The sequence below is a fragment of the Longimicrobiales bacterium genome (genome assembly GCA_029245345.1).
GTDB lineage: Bacteria > Gemmatimonadota > Gemmatimonadetes > Longimicrobiales > Gaopeijiaceae > CALFPJ01.
In genome coordinates, this window is the sequence record JAQWPM010000022.1 from 129,292 (window position 1) to 149,670 (window position 20,379).

Below are 20,379 nucleotides of genomic sequence, written 5' to 3' on the forward strand. Positions count from 1 at the left end.
GCGATGCGGGTGCTCATTGTTTCCGATTACCGCGCGCGCAATGTACTACGCGCCCAAAATTTCCGCCCAGTACGCGCGGATCTCATCCATCGTGTGTTCGCCTGACGGGGTCACCAACCGGAATCCCACATGTGGCGAATCGGTGTTCCACCAGCGGCTTTTCGGCATCTGTGGATCGCGTGCCTTCCATGCAGACGCCTCCGGGAATCGCTCCGCGCACCGGAGTCGATCGAGCGGATCGTCGAAGGCGCCGCCGCGGACGAGGCCACGGCCACGGGCGGGAGTCCCGTTTAGAGGATCCTGGGCACCCTCTCCTAGGGAGGCGTACGCATCGGCTGAATAACTGTCCATGACCCACTCGGCGACATTTCCTTGCAGCTCGTGGATCCCCAGACCGTCCGCGGACGCGGTCCCGGCCGCATGGTACACACCTCCGCTGTTGTTCTCGTACCAGGGCTCCCCCGCCAGCACTCCACCGCCTGCTTTGCAGGCGTACTCCCACTCTGCCTCAGTCGGGAGTCGATACAGCTGCCCGGTCTTCTCCGACAGCCACCTCGCAAAACGCAGCGCGGAGAGGCGTGTCATGCCCGTCACCGGGAAGCCATTCCCTCCCATTCCGTGTGCAGGGTCTTCGTACGGCGGGCTAGGCCGGGTGATCGCATCGGCATCGAAGAGCACATCTCCCGGCGCGGCGATGTTGTCGTCCAAGCGACGGAATCGGAAGACAGCAAAGGCGTCATAGGTGGCTTCCGTGGTGCTCATCCAGAAGGCCGACAGCCGTACCGTGCGCTGGGGGCCCTCATCGTCGTCGCGGCCGGCCTCGTTGTCTGAAGACCCGATCAAAAATGACCCGGCCGGGACGAACGCGAGATCGAACGTCACCTCAGTGCCCGGGATGCTCTCGGTCCTGAGATCTCCTGCGCTCTGCGCGCTTACTTGGGCCACGCTGACCACTGAGCACGCCAGGACCAGCGCACTTCTCACGCAGGGTCCTCCGCGGGCGGGGCGGGTTCTGGGGTGGCGGGCTCAATCGCGGAACTGGCAGCACTCGACTTCGCCAACGCAGACCTCGCTTCCGGCGCGTGCAGTTCATTGAAGAAGCTGAGATCGTCCTCGACCCGCATCAGGCGTGTGGAGACGGCTTCTAGTTCCTCGCGTACGGCATGAAGGAGGAGATCCGAGTTACCGTCGCCACTCTCGATCTCCTTATTGCGCCCGAACATGAACCAGCCCAGGCCGATCGAACTCCACACCGCAGTGAAAATGATGAGGATGAAGACTGCAAATTCACCCATTCTTACCCTCAGCAAAGGCTGCATCAAAGGCGGCACCCGAAGCTGGGAAGTCCATGGAGTGAACGAAGTCACATGCTTCCTCCGCCCCATGTTCCCGATCCATCCCCGAATCCTCCCACTCTACAGAGAGCGGGCCGTCGTACCCTACGCGGTTGAGCGCCCTTAAGATTTCCTCGAACGGCACATGCCCGCGACCAAGTGACCTGAAATCCCAGAAGCGGTCTTTGTGCCCGAACGGGAGGTGCCCCCCGAAGACCCCGGACCGCATGGGCTGATCGGAAAACCACACGTCCTTCATGTGCACGTGGTAGATACGCTCTGCGAACGAGTCGATGAATCCGACGACGTCGACTCCCTGATAGGCCAAGTGACTCGGGTCGTAGTTGAAGCCAAACGCCTCTCGATGATCGAGAGCATCCAGCGCGCGTTCCGCGGTGCTGATGTCGAATGCGATCTCCGTGGGATGCACCTCCAACGCGAACCGGACACCCACTTCATCGAACACATCGAGAATGGGGTTCCAGCGATCTGCAAAATCCTCGAACCCCTCGTCGATCATTGCGGGGGTCACCGGAGGAAACGCATACAGGAGATGCCAGATGGCACTGCCCGTGAATCCGTTCACCACCTCAACGCCCAGATTCGCGGCGGCGCGGGCGGTCAGCTTCATCTCTTCCGCAGCGCGGCCACGCACACCCTCGGAATCCCCGTCACCCCACACATGGGCAGGAAGGATCGATTCGTGCCGGTCGTCGATGATGTCGCACACGGCCTGGCCGACCAGGTGATTGCTGATCGCGAATACATCCAGTCCGTGAGACTGAAGCATCTCACGTTGAGCGACACAGTAGCTGGGATCGTCCGCGGCCCGAACCACATCAAAGTGATCGCCCCAGCAGGCCAACTCGAGGCCATCGTATCCCCACGCTGCAGCCTTCTCTGCCAGTTCAGAAAGAGGGAGATCGGCCCACTGGCCTGTGAAGAGTGTGACGGGTCTGCTCATGACGTTGCCGGTGGTGAATACGCGGCCGCAACCCACTGACCCTCTTTGTGGCTCGCGACCGCGGAGTGAATGAAATGAACTCCGTGGGCTCCGTCTTGTACGGACGGAAAATCACCGCCCGTCACACCCGATTCGATCGCGATCGCTGCATTCCGGTACACGTTGGCGAAAGCCTCTATGAAGCCCTCCGGGTGTCCGCCGGGGAGCCGAGTATGCTCAACCGCCGCCGCAGAGAGATCTCCCGCACCTCGAAACAAGACGCGCTCAGACCCATCCGGACTGATCAAACGCAGGCGGTTCGGATCCTCCTGTGACCAATCCAAGGCACCTTCGCTTCCGTAGACACGCAGGCGCAGGTGATTTCGTTCACCGGTCGCAATCTGTGAAGCGAAGAGCAGACCGCGCACACCTCCATCCAACTCCAGAAGAACCGTAGCGTCGTCATCAAGTTCACGACCCTCAACCACCGTACCGAGGTCAGCAAAGAGCCGTTGGACTTCGAGGCCGGTGACGTACCGCACGAGGTTGTGCGCGTGCGACCCGATGTCCCCGAGGACCGCAGACGGGCCGCCCTGCTCCGGGTCACTTCTCCACGACGCCTGCTTCTGCCCTTCCGCTTCAAGAAGCGTGGACAGCCATCCCTGTGAGTACTCGACCACCACCTTCCGTACCGATCCGATTTCACCAGCCTGAATCCGTGCTCGGGCCTCCTTCACCATCGGATACCCGGTGTAGTTGTGGGTCAGCGCGAATACGAGCCCGCTCTCCGCAGCGAGAGCACACAGGTGCTCCGCGTCGGCAAGAGTCGTCGTGAGCGGCTTATCACACACGACATGGATACCGTGCTCGAGAAACGTCTTGGCGATGGGATAGTGGAGATGATTCGGCGTCACGATCGCTACGACCTGAATGCGACTGTTTGCCCCCAATGCGGCCTCCGCCGTGGCCATCTGTTCATAGGAGCCGTAGACCCGATCCGGACTCAGCTCCAAATCGTCTCCCGTCTCTCGGGACTTCGTTTCGTCTGAAGAGAATGCACCCGCAACGAGTTCGTACCGTCCGTCGAGCCGAGCTGCCATTCGGTGGACCGCGCCAATGAAGGCCCCTGGGCCACCCCCTACCATGCCGAGACGGAGCTTCACCCGTCGGCCTCGATCGACTCGACCCGGTAGCCCCCGGTCCTTCGGTCACGCATATAAAGCGCTCCGAAAATCAACATGAGGATGCCACACAACGGGACCATATACCGGAAGGAGATCTTCCCTCCGTAGTTGTCCGCGGGCCCTAGAATCGCTTGCGCCTGTCCAATCAAATCCGCGTCGGCATCTGAAGCGATAATGGACCGAAGCGCATTCGCGGTAGCCGGCGCGGGAAGCAAACCGGACACTTCAAATTCCTGAACCACCCCTTCTGCGGCGCTCACCGCCGCCTGGGCATCCGGGTCTTGGCTGTTGCCCAACACCATGGCTGTGCGTTCGAGCACAACAGTGACCTCTGCAGCCGGAATCTGATCATGGGCGTACTCGTCTGCGATCCGTCCCATTTGTGGAGCAGCGACGAGTCCGACAGTCGCCATACCCACCGTTCCCATTAGGCCGAGTCCGAGCGCGCCGCTCTTCGGCACTCTCTCGGAAACAACACCCAGCATGGTCGGCCAGAAGTAACAAACGCCGAGCGCGAACACGGTCGCGGCACCGAAGACGGCGATGCCGCTCGACACATAGCTCAGCGCGAGCAACCCGACACCGGCCAGCACCGCAGAACCCAACAGCACGCCGGTTGGCGAGAGCTTGTGAACAACCGCCCCTGCCCGATACCGCATGACTGCCATGAGTCCATTGATCCAGACGAGGACCAAGATCCCGGCCATCCCGCCGGCCTCGAGCACCGCCGGCACCCAACGATTGGGGCCCAGCTCGACGGAAGCGGTCATGGTCATCGCAATCAGCATGACGAGCATGAGCGGAGTCGTGAACGCGGCCTTGAAGGCCTCACCCAAGCTCACGCCCGCTTGCACTCCCTCGGTAACCGGGAACGGCTCGCGCAACAGCAGGAAGCCATACGACAAGGTCGGGATCAACACCAACCCAATCTTGACCTGCCAGGCACCGACACCGATCGCATCGAGTCCAAAAGCAGCGAGTCCTCCAATCACCACTCCACCCGGGAACCACACATGGAACTGGTTCAGCTTTACCGTCTTGTTGTCAGGATACAGTGCCGCCACCAGAGGATTGCACGCCGCCTCGACAAGGCCATTCCCCATCGCGATCACGAGCGCGCCCGCGAATAGGGTGGAGAATCCGGTCGCGAAGATCATGACGAGAGCACCCGCCAGGTGAGCGACGAACGACATTCGCAGCAGCGCACGCATCCCGATGGAATCCGCGAGTGGAGCAAACGCCAGCTGGGAGAGTGCGAAGCCCCACAACGCAGCCCCTCCGATCCAGCCAACCTCTTCGTTGGTGAGCACGAACTCACGCTTGAGCGCGAGCATAATCGCGCCGACGGTCGCGAACGCGACGGATGTTGCGACGAGCGCGACACAGCTCCCTAAGAACAGTCGGGAGGAATTCACATTGGAGTCGGTCATTTTTGTCGGATTGAGAGGAGGGTCCTAAGCGAGCCCCAAATGCTGCAACACTTCCGTCGGCGGTGGATCCCACTGCGTGAGCGGGATGTTTCCGATGTATTCTAGGTCGGTCATCCCTTCCGTGGTCGTCCAAAAAGCGGTCGACGTGAGAAAGCGCACGCGGTCGAAGAAGCGGGCGCCCGCCTCTAGCCCGTCCGGGGTGTTGGGCAGATAGCATATGTCGTCACAGATCGCCGTCTTCTGCGCACCCGACAGATCACGGAAGCGCATTCCTTCGCCGAAACGGGTCGTGGACTCTCGATCGAGCCACACGAGTCCCCCTCGAATGAGCACACCATCTCGCTCGTTGCCGTCGTACGGGGCGCTCACCCACTCGTCGATAAAATCCTGCGCACCGACAGAACTCGCCGAGGGAGAACGGTCATCGGCGGGAATGATGACGTCACAGATCGTGGCCAGACCTTCGAGTTCGTCGTCGGTGAGCGTGCGGTCCCAAGGCACGATCGGGGCGACCAAGTCCGGGTCCCACGCGTTGCCCTTCGCCTTCGGATTCGTTGGAGGAGCTGGAGCGATGGCCACATCCAGCGATGGTTCACCGGGATCACAACCCGTGATCGTGGGGACAGCCGCCGCGATCGCCATGATCTTGAGCGCCTGCCGGCGGTCCATATCCATATTCCCAACGATAGGGAGTTCGAAGCGCTTCTTGTCCTTGGACATCAGAGGCTCCTCGACGCGAGTTGTTCGACGATGTAGTCAGAAGCCCGCCACGCGATGGCCATGATCGAAAGCGTCGGATTCTTGTCTGCATTGGACACGAATGCACCGCCATCGGTCACGAATAGATTGTCGACCTCCCAAGACTGGCAGTACTCGTTGAGCACCGAGCTCTCGGGTTCCGCACCCATGATGACGCCGCCCACTTCGTGGATGATCACACCCGGAGCGGCGATGGCGTCCGCTCCGTCCTCCTGAACCGTGCCCGTCACGTTGCCACCCATCGACTCGATGATGTCTGCGAAGGTGCGCTGCATGTGACGCGCCTGGTTCAGTTCGTGATCCGACCACTTCCAGTGGAATTGCAGTGTTGGAATGCCCCACTGGTCCACCGTCCCGCTCGGGTCGATCTCGGCGTAACAATCCTCGTTCGGGATCATCTCGCCGCGGCCGGCGAAGTACATAAAGGAGCCGTAGTAGCGACGGCAATCCTCCTTGAACTGCGTCCCGTACGAGCCGTCCGTGAAGTCCGCGAGGCCGCCCATGAAGCCGAACCCAGGAGCGCCGCGTCCACCACCGAATTCGATGTGATAGCCACGGGCGAAATCCAACTCCCCTCGGTCCTGCTGCTGATAGAGCCACCAAGGCATATACAGATGCATGGCTGATGCACCGTCGTTGTTGTGCGGTGGCATGTTCTCGAGCGCCGGGATCTGTCCACCCAGGCCGGCCCCGACGGTGTCCATGATGTACTTCCCGACGTTGCCGCTGCCGTTGCCGATACCGTCTGGGAACTGACTGCTCTTCGAATTGAGCAGGATACGCGCGGACTCACAAGCACTGGCCGCCACAATCACGACCCGCGCGCTCGCATGCTCTTCTAATCGCGTCGTTTTATCGATGTAGTGCACGCCGGTCGCCTTGCCCTGCGCGTTTACAGTGACCTCACGAACCATCGCGTCTGTGATGATGTCGAGATTCCCAGTCGCGAGCGCCGGAGGCAGCAGCACCGTGGGCGACTGAAAGTTCGCCTTGATGGAGCAGCCGCGTCCGCACGGCGTTGCGAAGAAGCAGGCGGCACGTGACCGCATGGAGTCAGCCGTGACACGTTGGGCCAACTGGTTGTTGGGCCACAGGATCTGGGACAACCTGTCCGCGTCTTGGCGTTCGGTGAGAATCGCGAGATGCGCGGGGATGACGGGGATGTCGAGGTCCTGACAATGATGCTGCGTGAGCATTTCGTTCGCGCGTGCCGCAGGTGCCGGCTGAAGCACGCCAGGCGAAGAGCTCGGCGTGTTCTCTAAGCCCTCGTTGGAGCCATAGACACCAATCAGCATCTCAGTTTTGTCGTAGTAAGGCTCAACGTCCTGGTACGACATGGGCCAATCGAAGCCGAGTCCGTCACGCTGGCGGGGCTTGTAGTCGTATTCACCCATGCGCAGGGAGATGCGGCCCCAGTGGTTGGTACGACCACCCAACATGCGTGCGCGCCACCACTGGAAATCCGTCCCTTCCGCGCTGGAGTAGGGTTCGCCCGGCACCTCCCACCCGCCGTCCACGGTTGCGTCATAGAAGCCGAAGGGCTTCTCCGGGGTGCCAGCGCCGCGCATGGGAGCATCCTTCGGCATCTGGAACATTGGCGTCTCGGTGACAGGGTCGTAGTCGCGACCCGCCTCGAGCATGAGGACCTTCACTCCGGAGCACGCCAGGACGTAGGCACACATGCCGCCCGCGGCGCCCGATCCCACGATGATGACGTCGTAGTCTTGCTGGGCCTTTTTACGCATACCGCCTCGCCATCTCGCTGATTCGGAACCCCATCTGGTCAAGATGACAACTTAGGCGTGGGGCGGCGTTACGCTACGCATTCGGCTAAGAAATCGGCCTCTGTCCGGGCCAGTCACCTCGCTGCACGATCACCTTACCGTCGCTCACAACCATCAGCACATCCTGCACGACTCCGATGTCCTCCAAAGGATTACGCTCGAGGACGATGAGGTCGGCTTGCATGCCCTGGGAGAGCGTGCCGACATCGGTCAACCCGAAGAGTTCAGCGGCCGTGGTCGTTGCCGCACGCAACGCCTCCAGTGGAGACATCCCGATACCCACCAATTCGAGGAGTTCGTGCGCCAATGTCGTCGTGCTCTCCGGTCCGTACCCCGTGTCAGTCGCGGCGACGATCTTCACACCCAACCGGTGTGCATTGGCCGCCATCTCTTGCACGCGTGGAAGCATGTGTCGCCCGCGGATGTTGAGGGGCGCGTTGTCGTAGTCCCCGCCGGGAATCGTCAGATCTCGTACGATCGCAATCGTCGGCACGAGGTAAGTCCCTCGTTCGACCATCATCCCGAGCGTCTCAGGGCTTAGGTACGTGCCATGTTCGATGCTCCGGACTCCAGCTACGACAGCGTCCCGTCCACCCGCGTCACCGTGGGCGTGTGCAGAGACTCCGATACCCCCTACCGCTGCCTCCTCGACGATCGCGCGTAACTCCGCCTGCGAGTAGAACTGCTTCCTCGGATCGGTATTGGGCAGACCGGCTCGCTCGGTGGCATTGGTCTTCACGAAGTCCACGCCGCGCGACACGAGAGCTCGGGTCATCGCCCGCACCGCAGCATCTCCCTGGATCGGCTTACCGTACAGGTCGCCGAGCTCTGGGTGATCCTGGAAGAAGGCCTCTGCGGCCGGCGGCCTCACGTGATATCCAGCTGCCAAATACTGCGGGGCCTCGAGATGTCCGGCCGCCTGTAGCTCACGCATACCCACATCGGCGTAGTGGGAAGTGCCCATGCTTCTCATGGTCGTCACCCCGGAAAGAAGCGCACGGCGAGCATCGGCCGCGTTCCCGACGTGGACGTGAGCGTCCATCAAACCCGGCGCGATATAACGCCCCATCACATCGATCACCGTGACACCCGACGCGGGCTGAGCGCCGCCCCTCGTGATGCTGACAATTTGGCCGTCGCTCATGGCCACCGTGGAGAGCGCGCTGACCTCCCCTGTCACGACGTCCACGACATGGGCGTTGGTGAGTACGAGGTCCTGCGCCGCAAGAGTGCCTACCGAGGCAAGGAGAGAGATCGCGATCAGAAGAGAGGTGCTGCGCATATCGGCCTCGGCGTGCAGTGAAGGAACTAAGGAGGGGTTTTTCGTGAGACGAAGATTAGATCCATGACCCCCGCCCAGCGAGACCAGGACGCTCCTCACGCTCCCTCTACCCCCGCGACCCGCCCCCTAAGATCCAGAGCCGCCGGATCTCGCTAGAGGCCTAACGCCTTCACGGCAGCGAAGCTTCTCCGGACACTCACCAGGGCATCTGCCGGTCGATCGTGCTCAACGAACTGGTGCGTCAAGCCAAGTGACTCCGCGTGACTCAGGATGGCCGAGAAGTCGATGACGCCATCACCCACATCGACCATTTCTCCTGAAAACGTCCGATCCTTCACATGCACACTCGTGATCCGGCCCCGATGGCGATCGAGTTCCGCCAACGCGTCAGCGCCGCCGTCCACCGCCCAGAAGATGTCCATCTGCCAATCGACGAGGGCAGGGTCCGTGTACTCCATCAGTATGTCGATCGGGCGGACGCCATCGTAACCGGGCGTGACCTCCCACTGATGGTTGTGGTAGCCGAAGCGCATCCCCGCCGCCTTCGCTGATTCACCCGCTGAGTTGAACTCGTCAGCGATCTTCCTGAGTGACTCGGAGTCGCGCTCAGAGCCCGGAAGACTCGGCACGACGATCAGCGCCTGACCGAGCTCCTGCGCCGACTCAAGCGTCGCAGACCACCGATCACGTACATCACCAATGCTCACGTGACTTGAGGCAGCTCGAAGCCCCGCATCGTCCAACTGGGTCCGCATCTGACGGCCTGCCAAACCATAGGGGCCAAAGAGCTCCACTTCGGTATACCCGATCTCCGCAACAGCGGCGAGCGTCCCGGCGGCATCGGCCGCCATCTCGGTGCGCAAAGTGTAGATCTGGACACCAACGGCATCGAGGGCGGGGCGACGAACGAGGCCCTCCCCCGCGTAGCGAGCCGCGAGGGCTGCTCCCGGGAACGCGGCCAAGAACGACCGCCTATCCAGGGTCATCTCAAGTCTCGGATCTTCACGTTTCGGTACCAGACACGGTTGCCGTGATCCTGGAATCCGATGTGGCCGCGGTCCGCCTGACCGTACGCCGGCCATTCGTTGAATTTGCTGTTCGCTACGAGTTCAGACCAACCCGCGCTGCCGAACTCGTACGCGACGATCTTCGTCCCGTTCAGCCAGTGCTCCACGGCTGAACCACGCACGACGATCTTTGCCGAATTCCATTCCCCGGCACCATTCACGATGCCACGTGGGGCCGGATAGAGACCATAATTGGATCCGGCGCTGGTCAGAGGATTCTGACCATCACGATGGGCGGCATCATCGAGTACCTGCATCTCGGGCGCGCTGTGGTAGACCCACTCTTCCCCTAGCGCGGCTCGGTAAAAGACGCCGCTGTTGCCACCGGCTTCGACCATCCATTCCAGCGAGAGTTCGAAGTCGGTGTACGCGTCGTCTGTGATGATGTCGCGCCCACCGGAGGTATGGGTCAGCATACCCCCCTCGACGGCCCAACCATCGGTCATCGGCTCACCGTCGTACCGGCGCCATCCATCGAGCGTCTGTCCATCGAAGAGCAGCTCCCATCCAGCTTCCCGCTCGGCGGCATTGAGCGTGTTGTGCGTTTGCGCAGCCGCAGGTGCACCGACCAGCAGCGCCGCCAGGATCGTGAGGAAAACTCTACGCATCAGATCGCCCATCCTTCGCGGTATTCGCGCACGAGGTACTCGTTCGCTTTTTCGGAATTGGTGACGCGCATGTTTTCGGCGTCATATCGGATCTTGAACCCTTGGCCAGTGCGGAGCGCTACGATCCCAAGGAGCATGGTCTCGGTAAGCGGAGCCGCATAGGAGAACGGGCACGTCGCTTCCCCGATGCCCTTACAGGCATTCGCCCAATTCATCTCGTGGCTGTCCTCGATGCGGAGGTAGCTCTGTGGCACCGCGGCGGCCTCTTCGTTCAGCGCCTCCGGGTAGAGTCGGGGATTCCGACCGTATGTGTTGTGCATCAAGATCCCACGTTCACCGACGAAGATCACACCACCCTCACGGTTCAATCGAACGTCATCCGGCAGGTGTTCCGGCCGCTTCGGCATAAGGCCACCGTCGTACCAGTGGAGGTCGACCTCGGGGAGCAGACCCCGACGCGGAAACTCGTAGTGCACCTTGGTCGCCATCGGGTATGAGACCGGGTTGTCTTCCGGGCCACCCCATGGCGTCGACGTGGCCTCGATCGCAGTCGGCAGGCCGAGATCGAGCGCCCACACGGGGTGGTCGATGAGGTGTGCGCCCATATCACCCAGCGCGCCGACCCCGAAGTCCGTCCAACCGCGCCAATGGAAGGGATGGTAAATCGGGTGATAGTCCACCGATTGTGCGTTAGACGCCCGATAAAGGTCCCAATCCAGCCCCGCAGGCACCGCGAAGTCTCCGTGTAGGCCCGTGGCATGAGCGGCCTGGATGGATCCGGGCCACCATGACCGGTCTGTCGAGTTCGGGTCGAAGTCCTCCGGGAATGGAGCCGGCCGCAACAATCCCTGCGACCAAATCGGTCGATTCGTCCACACGTGGACCTCGTGCACGTTCCCGATCACGCCTGCCTGAATCCACTCATTCAGAAGTCTCGCGTCGTCGCCGGAGTGTCCCTGGTTCCCCATCTGAGTCACGACACCGGTCGACTCCGCCAACTCCTGGAGGACCCGCGCTTCGTGAACTGTGTAAGTGAGCGGCTTTTGGCAGTAGACATGTTTGCCCGCACGCATCGCGGCAGCAGCGATCGCTGCGTGCGCGTGGTCAGGCGTTGCAATGAGAACCGCCTCGATGTCCGGCATCTCGTCCAACATGACTCGGAAGTCCGAGAACTTCCGGGCAGCATTGAACTGTTCCCGCCAGCGGATGCCCTTCTCGCGTGGCATCCCCTCTCCGTCGGGCTCGGCTTCTTCGGCCGCCCTGCGCGCGACGAAATCCATATCCACGTCGCAGACGGCGATGATGTTCTCCGAACCCAATTCCCGGGCGTTCCCGTTGCCCATCCCGCCAGCGCCTACGATCGCGATGTTGAGCGTGTCGCTCGGGGCCTGGTAACCGACCCCGCCCAGCACCTTCCGAGGCACGATCATGGCGCCCATCGCGAGCTTGGAACTGCTGGATACAAAGTTTCTGCGTGTTATATCCGTCATGCGCCCTATCCCCTTGTCTTGCAACGCTTTAGCATATTCGATGGCATAGGGTCAAGCGGGTTAACACCATGTCTACTGCCAACCAAAGCTCATCCATCTTCATACTACGAGTGGATCTACCCTGCGGCCACAGATCCACACATTTGGCATTTCTTCGTAGCCCTTCCGACGCCGAGTTCCTTCTTCACTTGGCTATACGTGAATCTGTGTGTTTTCAACAAATATTTCACCTTCCTTAGATCATCTGCTTTCTCCTTGGCCACAACGGCTTCCCGCTGCTTTTTCAGGTTCTCAATCTGCGTGTCTAGTTCTTCTAGCATTTTGTTATTCGCCATCCAACTAACTCCTCGGTTGATAATCATTTGTAAAAGGACAGGCGGCACCTTTATAGTGCTTACGTATTTTGCTCCAATCCAAAATATCTATATGTGGGATTGCATCCAGTTTCTAGGCGTCAGGGGCGTTGCTCTTAGGAAAAGAATGATACGGTTCTGATTTCAGAATAGGATCACTGCACCTAAGAGCTAACACGATGACTTACCCAGCACACATAAATACGAAGCGAGGACTCTGGTATATACCCAGCAAGTACCAATTTGAATCCAAGGCAGAAAAAGATGATCTAATGAGTATTACTAATCAAGTGATGCTTCTACGCTCTAAACGGCCAAGTCACCTTACTATGATTGAATTCACTCAGTCATGGAACAACGACACAATATTCACATTAGTTGAAGACGGTAGAGCAAGAATGATCTGAAAGAATGAACACACTTGGCTTTCATCATAACTTCATCCCATTTCTGTGTTATTGAAGGACCTGAATCAGGACCAAGTCAGCTATTGAAGTAGCTAGCTTATGAAAGGGGCCATGCAATCAGTTAGGGGATCCGGCATCATGTATGGAGTCTGTGAGGAGACGAGCAGAAATCAGACTAGAGATGGGCATCTGGAATCAATAAAGACTGGTGGCACCGTAAGGGTCATCGGTCCACGTTTAGATACATCAGTAAATGTCTGAACGCACTTATCGTGATGGTGGCTTAGTAAAGCAGGTCTTTATTCTTCTTTTTTCTTCCAAAAGAACTCCAGTACCCGAACCTCCAGATTGAGCGTTCTCCTTTCAACCAATTCATTCAAGGCGATCTTGAGGCCGATCGTTCCGCCCTCCCCCATCTTCCACAGGGACCGTCGGTCACCGGTTATGGATTCGGTGAACTCTCCGGCAGGAGCAGCGTGCTCGATTGCCTTCGCAGCGTCCGTGATCCTCCGCTCGGAAGCTCCGCCGATGTCCTGATACGTCAGAATCCGGCGGAGAACGTTTTCGGCGACATCACCATGCAGCTCCCAGACCTTCTCCGGCGTCCACGGATCCCACCGCTGGCAAGGGATGTCCACCCAAGACCGCACATCCTCGCCACGAATCGGATAGGTCCGCCATCCTAGGTCGTACCGGAGGGCGCGGAGCATACTTTTGCAGTACGGGCATCACGCACGTGCCAGGCAGCCCAGCCGGAGGCGAGAGCCTCCATCCCCACGGCAACCCAGAGGTCGGCAGTCCCGACAGCTTTCGTGTCGAACTGGGTTAACGCGGGCTCGCTGATCCGTATGGTGGCGTCACGACCTGGACGGGGACGGGACAATTAGGAAGTGACGCGGCGTTAGCTCCCCTCAGGAACGGCAGCGATACACTCCACTTCCACTCGCGCATCGAACGCGAGCCCGCGCACGGACATCGCTGAGCGCGCGGGCGGATCGGATGGGAAATACTCGAGATACACCTCGTTGAACGGACCATAGTCGACCATGTCCGCCAAGAAGACAGTGCATTTCACAACGTCTTCCCAGCCTACTCCTGCGGCTTCGAGACCCACATAGAGATTGTCCATAGCCAGTCGGGCTTCTGGGACGATGCCGCCCTCGATGAGCGTCGGAGGTAAGACGTTGGGCAAGGCGCCAATCGCGCCGGAGAGGAAGATGAGATTTCCGCTTCGGACCGCAGTGGAGAAAACCGGTAGCCGGGTCACTCCTTCGGGTTGAATGATCTCCTTCCGGGGCTTCGGGGCGGAAGCGGTTTCACTGTCCCGGTCGGCTCGCTCTTCCACAGTGCATCCTGCGGCGAGCAGTGCGAAAGCCATCATCCACGAAGTTGCATTCTTGAGCCGCATCAGTTCCCCCGTCGGTAACGGATCTCGCCACCTAGAATGGTCATGTCCACAAGAGCCCCGGCCATTTCTGACTCCGGCACCGTCATGATGTCTCGATCCAACACGGCGATGTCAGCGAGTTTGCCGACGGTGATCGAACCCTTGAGATCTTCCTCGAACGCCGCAAAGGCGTTGTTGATCGTGTAACTCCTCAACGCCTCCATTCGCGTCATCTTCTGGTCCGGGAAGAAGTCGTTCCCGTCTTTGTCCTGCCGGACCACGGAAGCTGCGAGCGATGCCATCGGAGAAATGTCCTCGACGGGAACGTCGGTACCGTTGTTGATGACCACACCCGCGTCCATGAACGACCGCCACAGATAGGCCCCACTCTCAGCCCGTTCCGCCCCTAGGCGTGCGAACACCCACGGCGCATCCGAGGTCGCGTGGATGCCCTGCATCGAGGCGATCACGCCGAGATCGGCAAAGCGCTGAACGTCGGCGGGGTGCACATGCTGCGCGTGCTCGATGCGCCAACGTCGGTCGGGTGAGGCGGCAGTACCGAACGCGCCTTCATAGACGTCGAGCACGACACGATTCGCACGATCGCCAATGGCGTGTGTGTTGAGCTGCCACCCCTGTTCGAACGCGATCGCGGCCGTCTCGGCAATGTCATCCGGATCTTCAACCGTAAGGCCGATGGTTTCCAGATCCTCGTATTCGTCCAGCATCCACGCACCATGGGAACCGAGGGCTCCATCGATCTGACGCTTGATAGAACGCACCGTCAGATGGTTGTCTCCGTAGCCGACCATGTAATAGTCACTGAGCCGAGCACGCATCGACTCGTTGCTCTCGTTCCGGACCATCAAGTAGAGGCGGATCGGGAGCGCACCTTCGTCCGCCAAGCGCTTGAGAGCATCGATCGTCTCGAAGTTCGGACCGGCCGAGTGGAACGTCGTCACACCTTTAGACAACGCTTCTTCACCTGCGAGTTGGACGTACCGCACGAATTCGTCCCATTGCTCTTCTTCAGAGCGTTTGGCCTTGGCTTCCGCGATGACGTCAAAAACGAGCGCATCGGCGTTTTCGCGCAGGAGTCCCGTGGCCTCACCGTTGTTGCCTCGCACGATGGTGCCACCAATCGGGTCAGCGGTGTCTTCGTCGATGCCTGCCATGTCCATGGCCATCAGGTTCGCGAACGCGGCGTGTCCACTCGCGTGCGAGAGCATGACCGGGTTCTCAGGAGACACTGCCGTCATCGAGCGATGGGTGGGCACGCCCTCGACCGATCCTGCCGGGGTCGATGCCCATTTCTCTTGGTGCCAGCCAGCCCCCTCGATCCAGGCGCCAGGAGGTGCTGACGCCACAGCTTCAGCAACAATGTCCACCATGTCCTGCCAGCTGGTGGCAACAGTCAGGTCCAGGATGGTCTTCGATTCGCCTAGGCGCACGTAGTGGCCGTGACCTTCGATAAAGCTAGGGATCGCCAGGCGGCCCTCGAGATCCACCACCTCGGTGTCCTCACCGATCATGGCATCGATTTCCGAGCTCGTACCCACCGCGATGATACGGTCTCCGCTTATCGCAACGGCCTCGGCCTCCGGGAGCGCATCGTCCACCGTGACGATCTTCCCGTTGGTCAGCACGAGGTCCACCCCGTCGCGAGAAGCCGTAGACGGGCCAGCACACGCCATCGTTCCGCAAACCAGCGCGACCATGGACCCACGGCCCATTCGTTTCATCAAAGACACTCGTCGATCCTCGGACGTCGGGTTCACCACAGCTTTCGAGCGGGCGCGTAACGTGGCCCAGCCTCCGGCGGTCCGCCATCCCAGAGGGGCGCCTCCACCCTCGCAATCGGCTCCCGCTTCGCCGTAGATTTAGTGCCTTCCTCACTTTCGTCGGAGACTCGACACATGCGTCGACTGACCCTTGCTGCCCTCGTCGCGTTCGCGGCTGCCCCCTTGGCTGCTCAAGACGCCAAACAACTCATCACGGATCACGTGATGTCCCACGCCTCCGAGTATGAAGATCTGGCAATGGAGATCTGGGATCTGGCCGAAGTGGGCTATCAGGAGCATCGGAGTTCGCAACTCCTGCAGTCCCGTCTGGCCGAGGCGGGATTCGACGTCACCCCAGGTGTAGCCGACATCCCGACGGCATTCACGGCGAGTTACGGCTCCGGCGAGCCGGTGATCGCGATCCTGGCTGAATTCGACGCGCTGCCAGGCATCACCCAGGACCGGACAGCAGAACGCAACCCGATCGACACGAAGTCGGCTGGGCATGCCTGCGGCCACCACCTCTTCGGAACAGGATCCACCGCAGCGGCACTCGCCGTGCGTGATTTCCTCGAAAGGACAGGGCAGGAAGGCACGATTCGCCTCTACGGAACACCTGCGGAAGAAGGCGGCGGCGGGAAGATCTACATGGTGCGGGCAGGACTCTTCGATGACGTCGATATCGTGCTGCACTGGCACGCGGGCGACTACAACATGGCCGACGCTGTGTCCTCGCTCGCAAACATCTCGACCAAGTTCCGCTTCAGGGGCATCAGCGCCCACGCGGCAGGAGCTCCGGAACGTGGACGCTCGGCGCTGGACGGTGTCGAGGCGATGAACCACATGGTCAACCTCATGCGCGAGCACGTCCCAGAGGCGACGCGGATGCACTACGTGACCACCTACGGCGGCGCAGCCCCCAACGTGGTCCCCGATTTTACCGAGGTCTACCATTACGTCCGGCACCCTGACGCAGCCGTGGTGCGCGAACTCTTCGAGCGACTCGTTGACACAGCGGAAGGCGCGGCGCTCGGTACCGAGACCCAGATGGAGTACGAGATCATCAACGGGGTGTACAACCTGCTCCCGAACGTGACCCTCGCGCAGGTCATCCACGCGAACCTGACCACGGTGGGTGGCGTCGAGTACACCGACGAGGAGATGCGCTTCGCTGAAGTGATCAGGGAATCGCTCCCGGAAGACGCTAGGCCGATGTCAGCCGCGTCCGAAGTGAAGCCATTCGCTGCCCCGACGGGCGCGCGCCGAGGGGGAGGCTCCACAGACGTCGGTGATGTCAGTTGGGCAGTCCCGACCGCGGGACTGCGGGCAGCCACTTGGGTCCCCGGCACGTCCTCACACTCATGGCAGGCAGTCGCCGCCGGCGGCACATCCATTGGAACGAAAGGCATGCTCGTCGCTGCCAAGACAATCGCCATGAGCGCTGTCGATCTCTTCATGAACCCGGACCTGATTCGACAGGCTCGAGCGGAGTTCGACGAGAAGCGGGGCCCGAACTACCAGCACATCTCGCTGGTGGGCGACCGGCCGCCACCACTGGACTACAGGGCCAACCCGGGGAACTAGGCGCAAACCGACCAACCGACGGAGAGGCCGAAGGCGATGACTGGGCGCGTGAACGGATGCTGACGGGCGTCCGGCGATCGGCCGGGGGGGCAACTCTCTTCGTATGTGCCACCTTTCTCGCGTGCTCCCCCATAGACAGCACCCGTGGATGGGAGTGTATCGCTCCCGCGAACGCGGGCGGCGGATGGGACATGACCTGCCGGTCCATCGCACGCGTCTTGAGAGATCTCGAGATCTCGCCCGGTGCAGTTAGGACGACGAACCTGCCGGGGGCGGGAGGAGGAGTCGCGTTCGCCCGGACGGTCGCGCAACGGAATGAGGATACCGGCCTTCTGGTGGCGGCCTCGACCTCCACAGCTCTACTCTTGGCCCAGGGGCAATACGGCAGCCTGACAGCAGACGACGTGCGGTGGGTGGGAGCCCTCGGCGCCGAATACGGCATACTCGCGGTGGCCGCCGACTCACCATGGCGAACACTGAACGATCTTATCGCCGACCTGCGAGAGGACCCATCGTCGGTAGTTGTATCAGGCGGAAGTTCCGTGACGGGACAGGACCACATGAAGGTCCTCCTCCTGGCGCACCAAGCGGGCATCGATCCCCGGACCGTCCGGTACGTACCCTTCGATGGAGGCGGCGAGGCGATGACCGCCCTGCTGGGTGGATTCGTTCATGTCTTCTCCGGTGAGGTGTCAGAGGTCGAGGGCCAGGTCGCCGCGGGCACGCTACGCGTACTCACCGTCATGTCGCCGGAACGGGTGGGCGGCGTTCTCGCGGACGTCCCGACCGCCATGGAGTCTGGACTGGACGTCACCTGGGTCACTTGGCGCGGCTACTACGTACCGGGCGGAATCAGTGATGAGGAATACCAGCGTTGGGTCGGAGTGCTGACCGATGTCGGGTTGTCTCAAGAATGGGAGGAGGCCCGTCGCACCGCCGGGATGAACCCCTACTTCTTAGTCGGAGAAACTTTCGAGGCGTTCGTGAACGTCCAAGTCGGGGAGTTCGAGGCGATGTCTCGAGAGATCGGACTCATCAAGTGACGCAGATCCCGGAAGCGATGCCCAGGAAGAGCACTCGTGTCGCGGGGGCCGTGCTGGTAATCCTCGCGGCGGCGATCGGTCTCGAAGCCACGACGTTCAACGTCGCCTTCGTGACCGACGCGATCGGGCCCAAAGCGCTGCCCATGCTGGTGGCGCTAATCCTGGGGATTGCGGCCCTGCGCATGCTCATCGTCCCCGACAGCGACGTTTCCTGGCCGGCCCAGGGGCCAGCCTTGAGGATCGTCGGCGCAGGGGTCGCGTTCATCTTGTACGCAGGGCTTCTCCCCTGGATTGGCTTCTTCACATGCACGACGGCGGTCGTGTCGATCCTGTCCTTGCTCTACGACGGGCCCCCTAGAAAAAGCCTGCTCGCCGCCGCAGCCCTCTCCGGGATCTTGTGGCTGCTTTTCGTCGTGTTGTTAGGGCTGGCGCTCCCCATCGGTGAATTATGGATGCGCTGAGCCACCTGATCTCGGGCTTCGGGGTCGCTCTTCAACCGCTGAACTTGGCCCTCGCGTTCGTCGGGACCTTCGTGGGCACGTTCGTTGGGATGCTCCCTGGCATCGGGCCAATAAACGCCATCGCGATTCTGGTCCCCGTTACCTACGCATTGGGGCTCCCACCTGCATCTGCGCTTATCCTGCTCGCCGGGATCTACTACGGCTCTCAATACGGAAACTCGATCAGCACAATTCTGCTCAACGTGCCCGGCACGGCCTCGGCCGTCGTAACTGCGATCGACGGGCACGCCATGACGAAACAGGGACGGGGCGGTCCGGCCCTGGCGATGTCCGCAATCGCCTCGTTCGTCGGCGGCACGGTCTCGATCCTTGCGTTGGTCCTGTTTGCACCGATGCTCGCCACCTGGGCGATCCGTTTCGGGCCGGCTGAGTACTTCGCCCTTATGGTCTTCGCGTTCTCGGCGCTTTCGAGCTTTGCAGGCGGGAGCTTGGTACGGGGCCTGGCATCCACCGGCTTCGGACTCTGGCTCGCCACGATCGGACTCGATCCCCAGAGCGCCATTCCACGCTACACCTTCGATTCCCTGCAGCTGCTCGATGGCATGGATTTCGTCGTCGTCACGATCGGCCTCTTCGCGATCAGCGAAGTCTTCCAGTTACTCGAGGAAACGGACCGAGGACAGGCAGCCTCAACCTCGTATGGCCGGGTGATGATCAGCGCGAAGGAACTGGCCTCCTCCGGCTGGACGATGGCGCGCGGCAGCGTGATCGGATTTCTGGTCGGCGTACTTCCAGGTGCCGGTGGTACGATCGCGTCCTTCCTCGCCTACTCGACGGAGGAACGGATCTCGGGAAGCGATGGGGACTTCGGGAACGGCGACATCCGCGGCGTGGCCGCACCGGAAGCGGCCAACAACGCAGCCGCCAACGGCGCCATGATCCCGTTGCTCACATTGGGGGTGCCGGGGAGCGGAACGACCGCCGTGCTCTTGGGTGCGCTGCTCGGTCTTGGGATCACGCCCGGCCCGCTCCTGATCACGGAAGAGCCAGAACTGTTTTGGGGGCTGGCCGCCTCCATGTACATCGGGAATCTCTTCCTTCTCCTGCTCAACCTTCCGCTCGTGGGCGTTTTTGTGAAAGCGCTGACCGCCCCGAGGTGGTTCCTCGTCCCGAGTGTGGCTGCACTGGCCTTCGTGGCGGTCTACGCCGTCAACGGCAGTAGCCTCGACCTCGTCATGATGACCGGATTCGGTGTGGTTGGATACTTGATGAGGAAGTTCGACTTTCCATTGGCCCCCGTAATCCTCGGGCTCGTTCTCGGGCCGATCATGGAGAAAAGCCTTCGGAGGGCAATGGCGCTCTCGGGCGGCGAATGGAACGTTTTGTTCGATTCTCCGATCGCCATCGCTTTGTGGGTGATGGCAATCCTCAGCCTGATCGCGCCGCTCGTGTTGAAGAGGAAGGACGTTCCCATAGGTTGAA

19 protein-coding genes are annotated in these 20,379 nt (G+C 61.1%); 4 read left to right on the plus strand and 15 right to left on the minus strand.

The genetic code is table 11. From position 1 onward, the window contains the following. Positions 1 to 45 precede the first annotated feature (45 nt). The 15 genes from P8L30_14750 to P8L30_14820 form a co-directional block, all read right to left on the minus strand. Positions 46 to 984 carry a formylglycine-generating enzyme family protein gene (locus P8L30_14750; protein MDG2241461.1) on the minus strand — a complete coding sequence of 313 codons (939 nt, stop codon included), beginning with the start codon at positions 982 to 984 and terminating at the stop codon, positions 46 to 48. Further along, positions 981 to 1,295 carry a hypothetical protein gene (locus tag P8L30_14755; protein ID MDG2241462.1) on the minus strand — a complete coding sequence of 105 codons (315 nt, stop codon included), beginning with the start codon at positions 1,293 to 1,295 and terminating at the stop codon, positions 981 to 983. Before P8L30_14755 ends, P8L30_14750 begins: the two co-directional genes overlap by 4 nt. Further along, positions 1,288 to 2,298, minus strand: coding sequence for a sugar phosphate isomerase/epimerase (locus P8L30_14760; GenBank protein ID MDG2241463.1), 1,011 nt, complete (start codon positions 2,296 to 2,298; stop codon positions 1,288 to 1,290). Before P8L30_14760 ends, P8L30_14755 begins: the two co-directional genes overlap by 8 nt. Further along, positions 2,295 to 3,440: a Gfo/Idh/MocA family oxidoreductase gene (locus tag P8L30_14765; GenBank protein MDG2241464.1), complete on the minus strand. Its 1,146-nt coding sequence runs from the start codon at positions 3,438 to 3,440 to the stop codon at positions 2,295 to 2,297. The genes P8L30_14760 and P8L30_14765 overlap by 4 nt, the downstream gene beginning before the upstream one ends. After that, the gene (locus P8L30_14770) at positions 3,437 to 4,891 is read right to left on the minus strand and encodes an MFS transporter (GenBank protein MDG2241465.1); all 1,455 of its coding nucleotides are present in this window, start codon (positions 4,889 to 4,891) and stop codon (positions 3,437 to 3,439) included. Before P8L30_14770 ends, P8L30_14765 begins: the two co-directional genes overlap by 4 nt. Before the next feature lie 24 nt (positions 4,892 to 4,915). Next, positions 4,916 to 5,611, minus strand: coding sequence for a gluconate 2-dehydrogenase subunit 3 family protein (locus tag P8L30_14775; GenBank protein MDG2241466.1), 696 nt, complete (start codon positions 5,609 to 5,611; stop codon positions 4,916 to 4,918). Beyond that, on the minus strand, positions 5,611 to 7,395 hold the full coding sequence (locus tag P8L30_14780) for a GMC family oxidoreductase (GenBank protein ID MDG2241467.1): 1,785 nt from the start codon (positions 7,393 to 7,395) through the stop codon (positions 5,611 to 5,613). The genes P8L30_14775 and P8L30_14780 overlap by 1 nt, the downstream gene beginning before the upstream one ends. An 85-nt stretch (positions 7,396 to 7,480) precedes the next feature. Continuing rightward, positions 7,481 to 8,716 carry an amidohydrolase family protein gene (locus P8L30_14785; protein MDG2241468.1) on the minus strand — a complete coding sequence of 412 codons (1,236 nt, stop codon included), beginning with the start codon at positions 8,714 to 8,716 and terminating at the stop codon, positions 7,481 to 7,483. Between the two features lie 152 nt (positions 8,717 to 8,868). Then, a complete protein-coding gene (locus tag P8L30_14790; GenBank protein ID MDG2241469.1) occupies positions 8,869 to 9,702 on the minus strand; it encodes a sugar phosphate isomerase/epimerase in 834 nt (277 codons plus the stop codon). Then, positions 9,699 to 10,391 carry a DUF1080 domain-containing protein gene (locus P8L30_14795; GenBank protein MDG2241470.1) on the minus strand — a complete coding sequence of 231 codons (693 nt, stop codon included), beginning with the start codon at positions 10,389 to 10,391 and terminating at the stop codon, positions 9,699 to 9,701. The genes P8L30_14790 and P8L30_14795 overlap by 4 nt, the downstream gene beginning before the upstream one ends. Continuing rightward, on the minus strand, positions 10,391 to 11,881 hold the full coding sequence (locus P8L30_14800; protein ID MDG2241471.1) for a Gfo/Idh/MocA family oxidoreductase: 1,491 nt from the start codon (positions 11,879 to 11,881) through the stop codon (positions 10,391 to 10,393). The genes P8L30_14795 and P8L30_14800 overlap by 1 nt, the downstream gene beginning before the upstream one ends. 116 nt (positions 11,882 to 11,997) lie before the next feature. Continuing rightward, positions 11,998 to 12,216, minus strand: coding sequence for a hypothetical protein (locus P8L30_14805; GenBank protein ID MDG2241472.1), 219 nt, complete (start codon positions 12,214 to 12,216; stop codon positions 11,998 to 12,000). A gap of 724 nt (positions 12,217 to 12,940) precedes the next feature. Further along, positions 12,941 to 13,351 (minus strand): hypothetical protein, encoded by a 411-nt coding sequence (locus P8L30_14810; protein MDG2241473.1) that lies wholly within the window; start codon positions 13,349 to 13,351, stop codon positions 12,941 to 12,943. Positions 13,352 to 13,542: 191 nt separating this feature from the next. Then, positions 13,543 to 14,049, minus strand: a complete 507-nt coding sequence (locus P8L30_14815; protein MDG2241474.1) for a Rid family hydrolase — start codon at positions 14,047 to 14,049, stop codon at positions 13,543 to 13,545. Beyond that, a complete protein-coding gene (locus P8L30_14820; GenBank protein ID MDG2241475.1) occupies positions 14,049 to 15,770 on the minus strand; it encodes an amidohydrolase in 1,722 nt (573 codons plus the stop codon). The genes P8L30_14815 and P8L30_14820 overlap by 1 nt, the downstream gene beginning before the upstream one ends. Positions 15,771 to 15,944: 174 nt before the next feature. On the opposite strand from P8L30_14820, the gene P8L30_14825 reads away from it, so the two are divergent. The 4 genes from P8L30_14825 to P8L30_14840 all read left to right on the plus strand — a co-directional run bounded on the left by P8L30_14825 (position 15,945) and on the right by P8L30_14840 (position 20,378). Continuing rightward, entirely contained in the window at positions 15,945 to 17,393 is a 1,449-nt protein-coding gene (locus tag P8L30_14825; GenBank protein ID MDG2241476.1) for an amidohydrolase, read from the plus strand. A gap of 191 nt (positions 17,394 to 17,584) precedes the next feature. Further along, the gene (locus tag P8L30_14830) at positions 17,585 to 18,436 is read left to right on the plus strand and encodes a tripartite tricarboxylate transporter substrate-binding protein (protein MDG2241477.1); all 852 of its coding nucleotides are present in this window, start codon (positions 17,585 to 17,587) and stop codon (positions 18,434 to 18,436) included. After that, complete coding sequence (locus P8L30_14835; GenBank protein ID MDG2241478.1) at positions 18,433 to 18,897, plus strand: tripartite tricarboxylate transporter TctB family protein; 465 nt, start codon at positions 18,433 to 18,435, stop codon at positions 18,895 to 18,897. The genes P8L30_14830 and P8L30_14835 overlap by 4 nt, the downstream gene beginning before the upstream one ends. Beyond that, entirely contained in the window at positions 18,885 to 20,378 is a 1,494-nt protein-coding gene (locus P8L30_14840; GenBank protein MDG2241479.1) for a tripartite tricarboxylate transporter permease, read from the plus strand. The genes P8L30_14835 and P8L30_14840 overlap by 13 nt, the downstream gene beginning before the upstream one ends. The last annotated feature ends 1 nt before the right edge of the window (position 20,379 follow it).

What these genes read in the sequence shown, in the direction of transcription:
- P8L30_14770 (MDG2241465.1), bottom strand. Translation starts at nt 4,891, where the DNA reads ATGACCGACTCCAATGTGAATTCCTCCCGACTGTTCTTAGGGAGCTGT.
- P8L30_14805 (MDG2241472.1), bottom strand. Translation starts at nt 12,216, where the DNA reads ATGGCGAATAACAAAATGCTAGAAGAACTAGACACGCAGATTGAGAAC.
- P8L30_14780 (MDG2241467.1), bottom strand. Translation starts at nt 7,395, where the DNA reads ATGCGTAAAAAGGCCCAGCAAGACTACGACGTCATCATCGTGGGATCG.
- P8L30_14810 (MDG2241473.1), bottom strand. Translation starts at nt 13,351, where the DNA reads ATGCTCCGCGCCCTCCGGTACGACCTAGGATGGCGGACCTATCCGATT.
- P8L30_14825 (MDG2241476.1), top strand. Translation starts at nt 15,945, where the DNA reads ATGCGTCGACTGACCCTTGCTGCCCTCGTCGCGTTCGCGGCTGCCCCC.
- P8L30_14815 (MDG2241474.1), bottom strand. Translation starts at nt 14,049, where the DNA reads ATGCGGCTCAAGAATGCAACTTCGTGGATGATGGCTTTCGCACTGCTC.
- P8L30_14840 (MDG2241479.1), top strand. Translation starts at nt 18,885, where the DNA reads ATGGATGCGCTGAGCCACCTGATCTCGGGCTTCGGGGTCGCTCTTCAA.
- P8L30_14800 (MDG2241471.1), bottom strand. Translation starts at nt 11,881, where the DNA reads ATGACGGATATAACACGCAGAAACTTTGTATCCAGCAGTTCCAAGCTC.
- P8L30_14820 (MDG2241475.1), bottom strand. Translation starts at nt 15,770, where the DNA reads ATGAAACGAATGGGCCGTGGGTCCATGGTCGCGCTGGTTTGCGGAACG.
- P8L30_14830 (MDG2241477.1), top strand. Translation starts at nt 17,585, where the DNA reads ATGACCTGCCGGTCCATCGCACGCGTCTTGAGAGATCTCGAGATCTCG.
- P8L30_14755 (MDG2241462.1), bottom strand. Translation starts at nt 1,295, where the DNA reads ATGGGTGAATTTGCAGTCTTCATCCTCATCATTTTCACTGCGGTGTGG.
- P8L30_14760 (MDG2241463.1), bottom strand. Translation starts at nt 2,298, where the DNA reads ATGAGCAGACCCGTCACACTCTTCACAGGCCAGTGGGCCGATCTCCCT.
- P8L30_14785 (MDG2241468.1), bottom strand. Translation starts at nt 8,716, where the DNA reads ATGCGCAGCACCTCTCTTCTGATCGCGATCTCTCTCCTTGCCTCGGTA.
- P8L30_14775 (MDG2241466.1), bottom strand. Translation starts at nt 5,611, where the DNA reads ATGTCCAAGGACAAGAAGCGCTTCGAACTCCCTATCGTTGGGAATATG.
- P8L30_14790 (MDG2241469.1), bottom strand. Translation starts at nt 9,702, where the DNA reads ATGACCCTGGATAGGCGGTCGTTCTTGGCCGCGTTCCCGGGAGCAGCC.
- P8L30_14795 (MDG2241470.1), bottom strand. Translation starts at nt 10,391, where the DNA reads ATGCGTAGAGTTTTCCTCACGATCCTGGCGGCGCTGCTGGTCGGTGCA.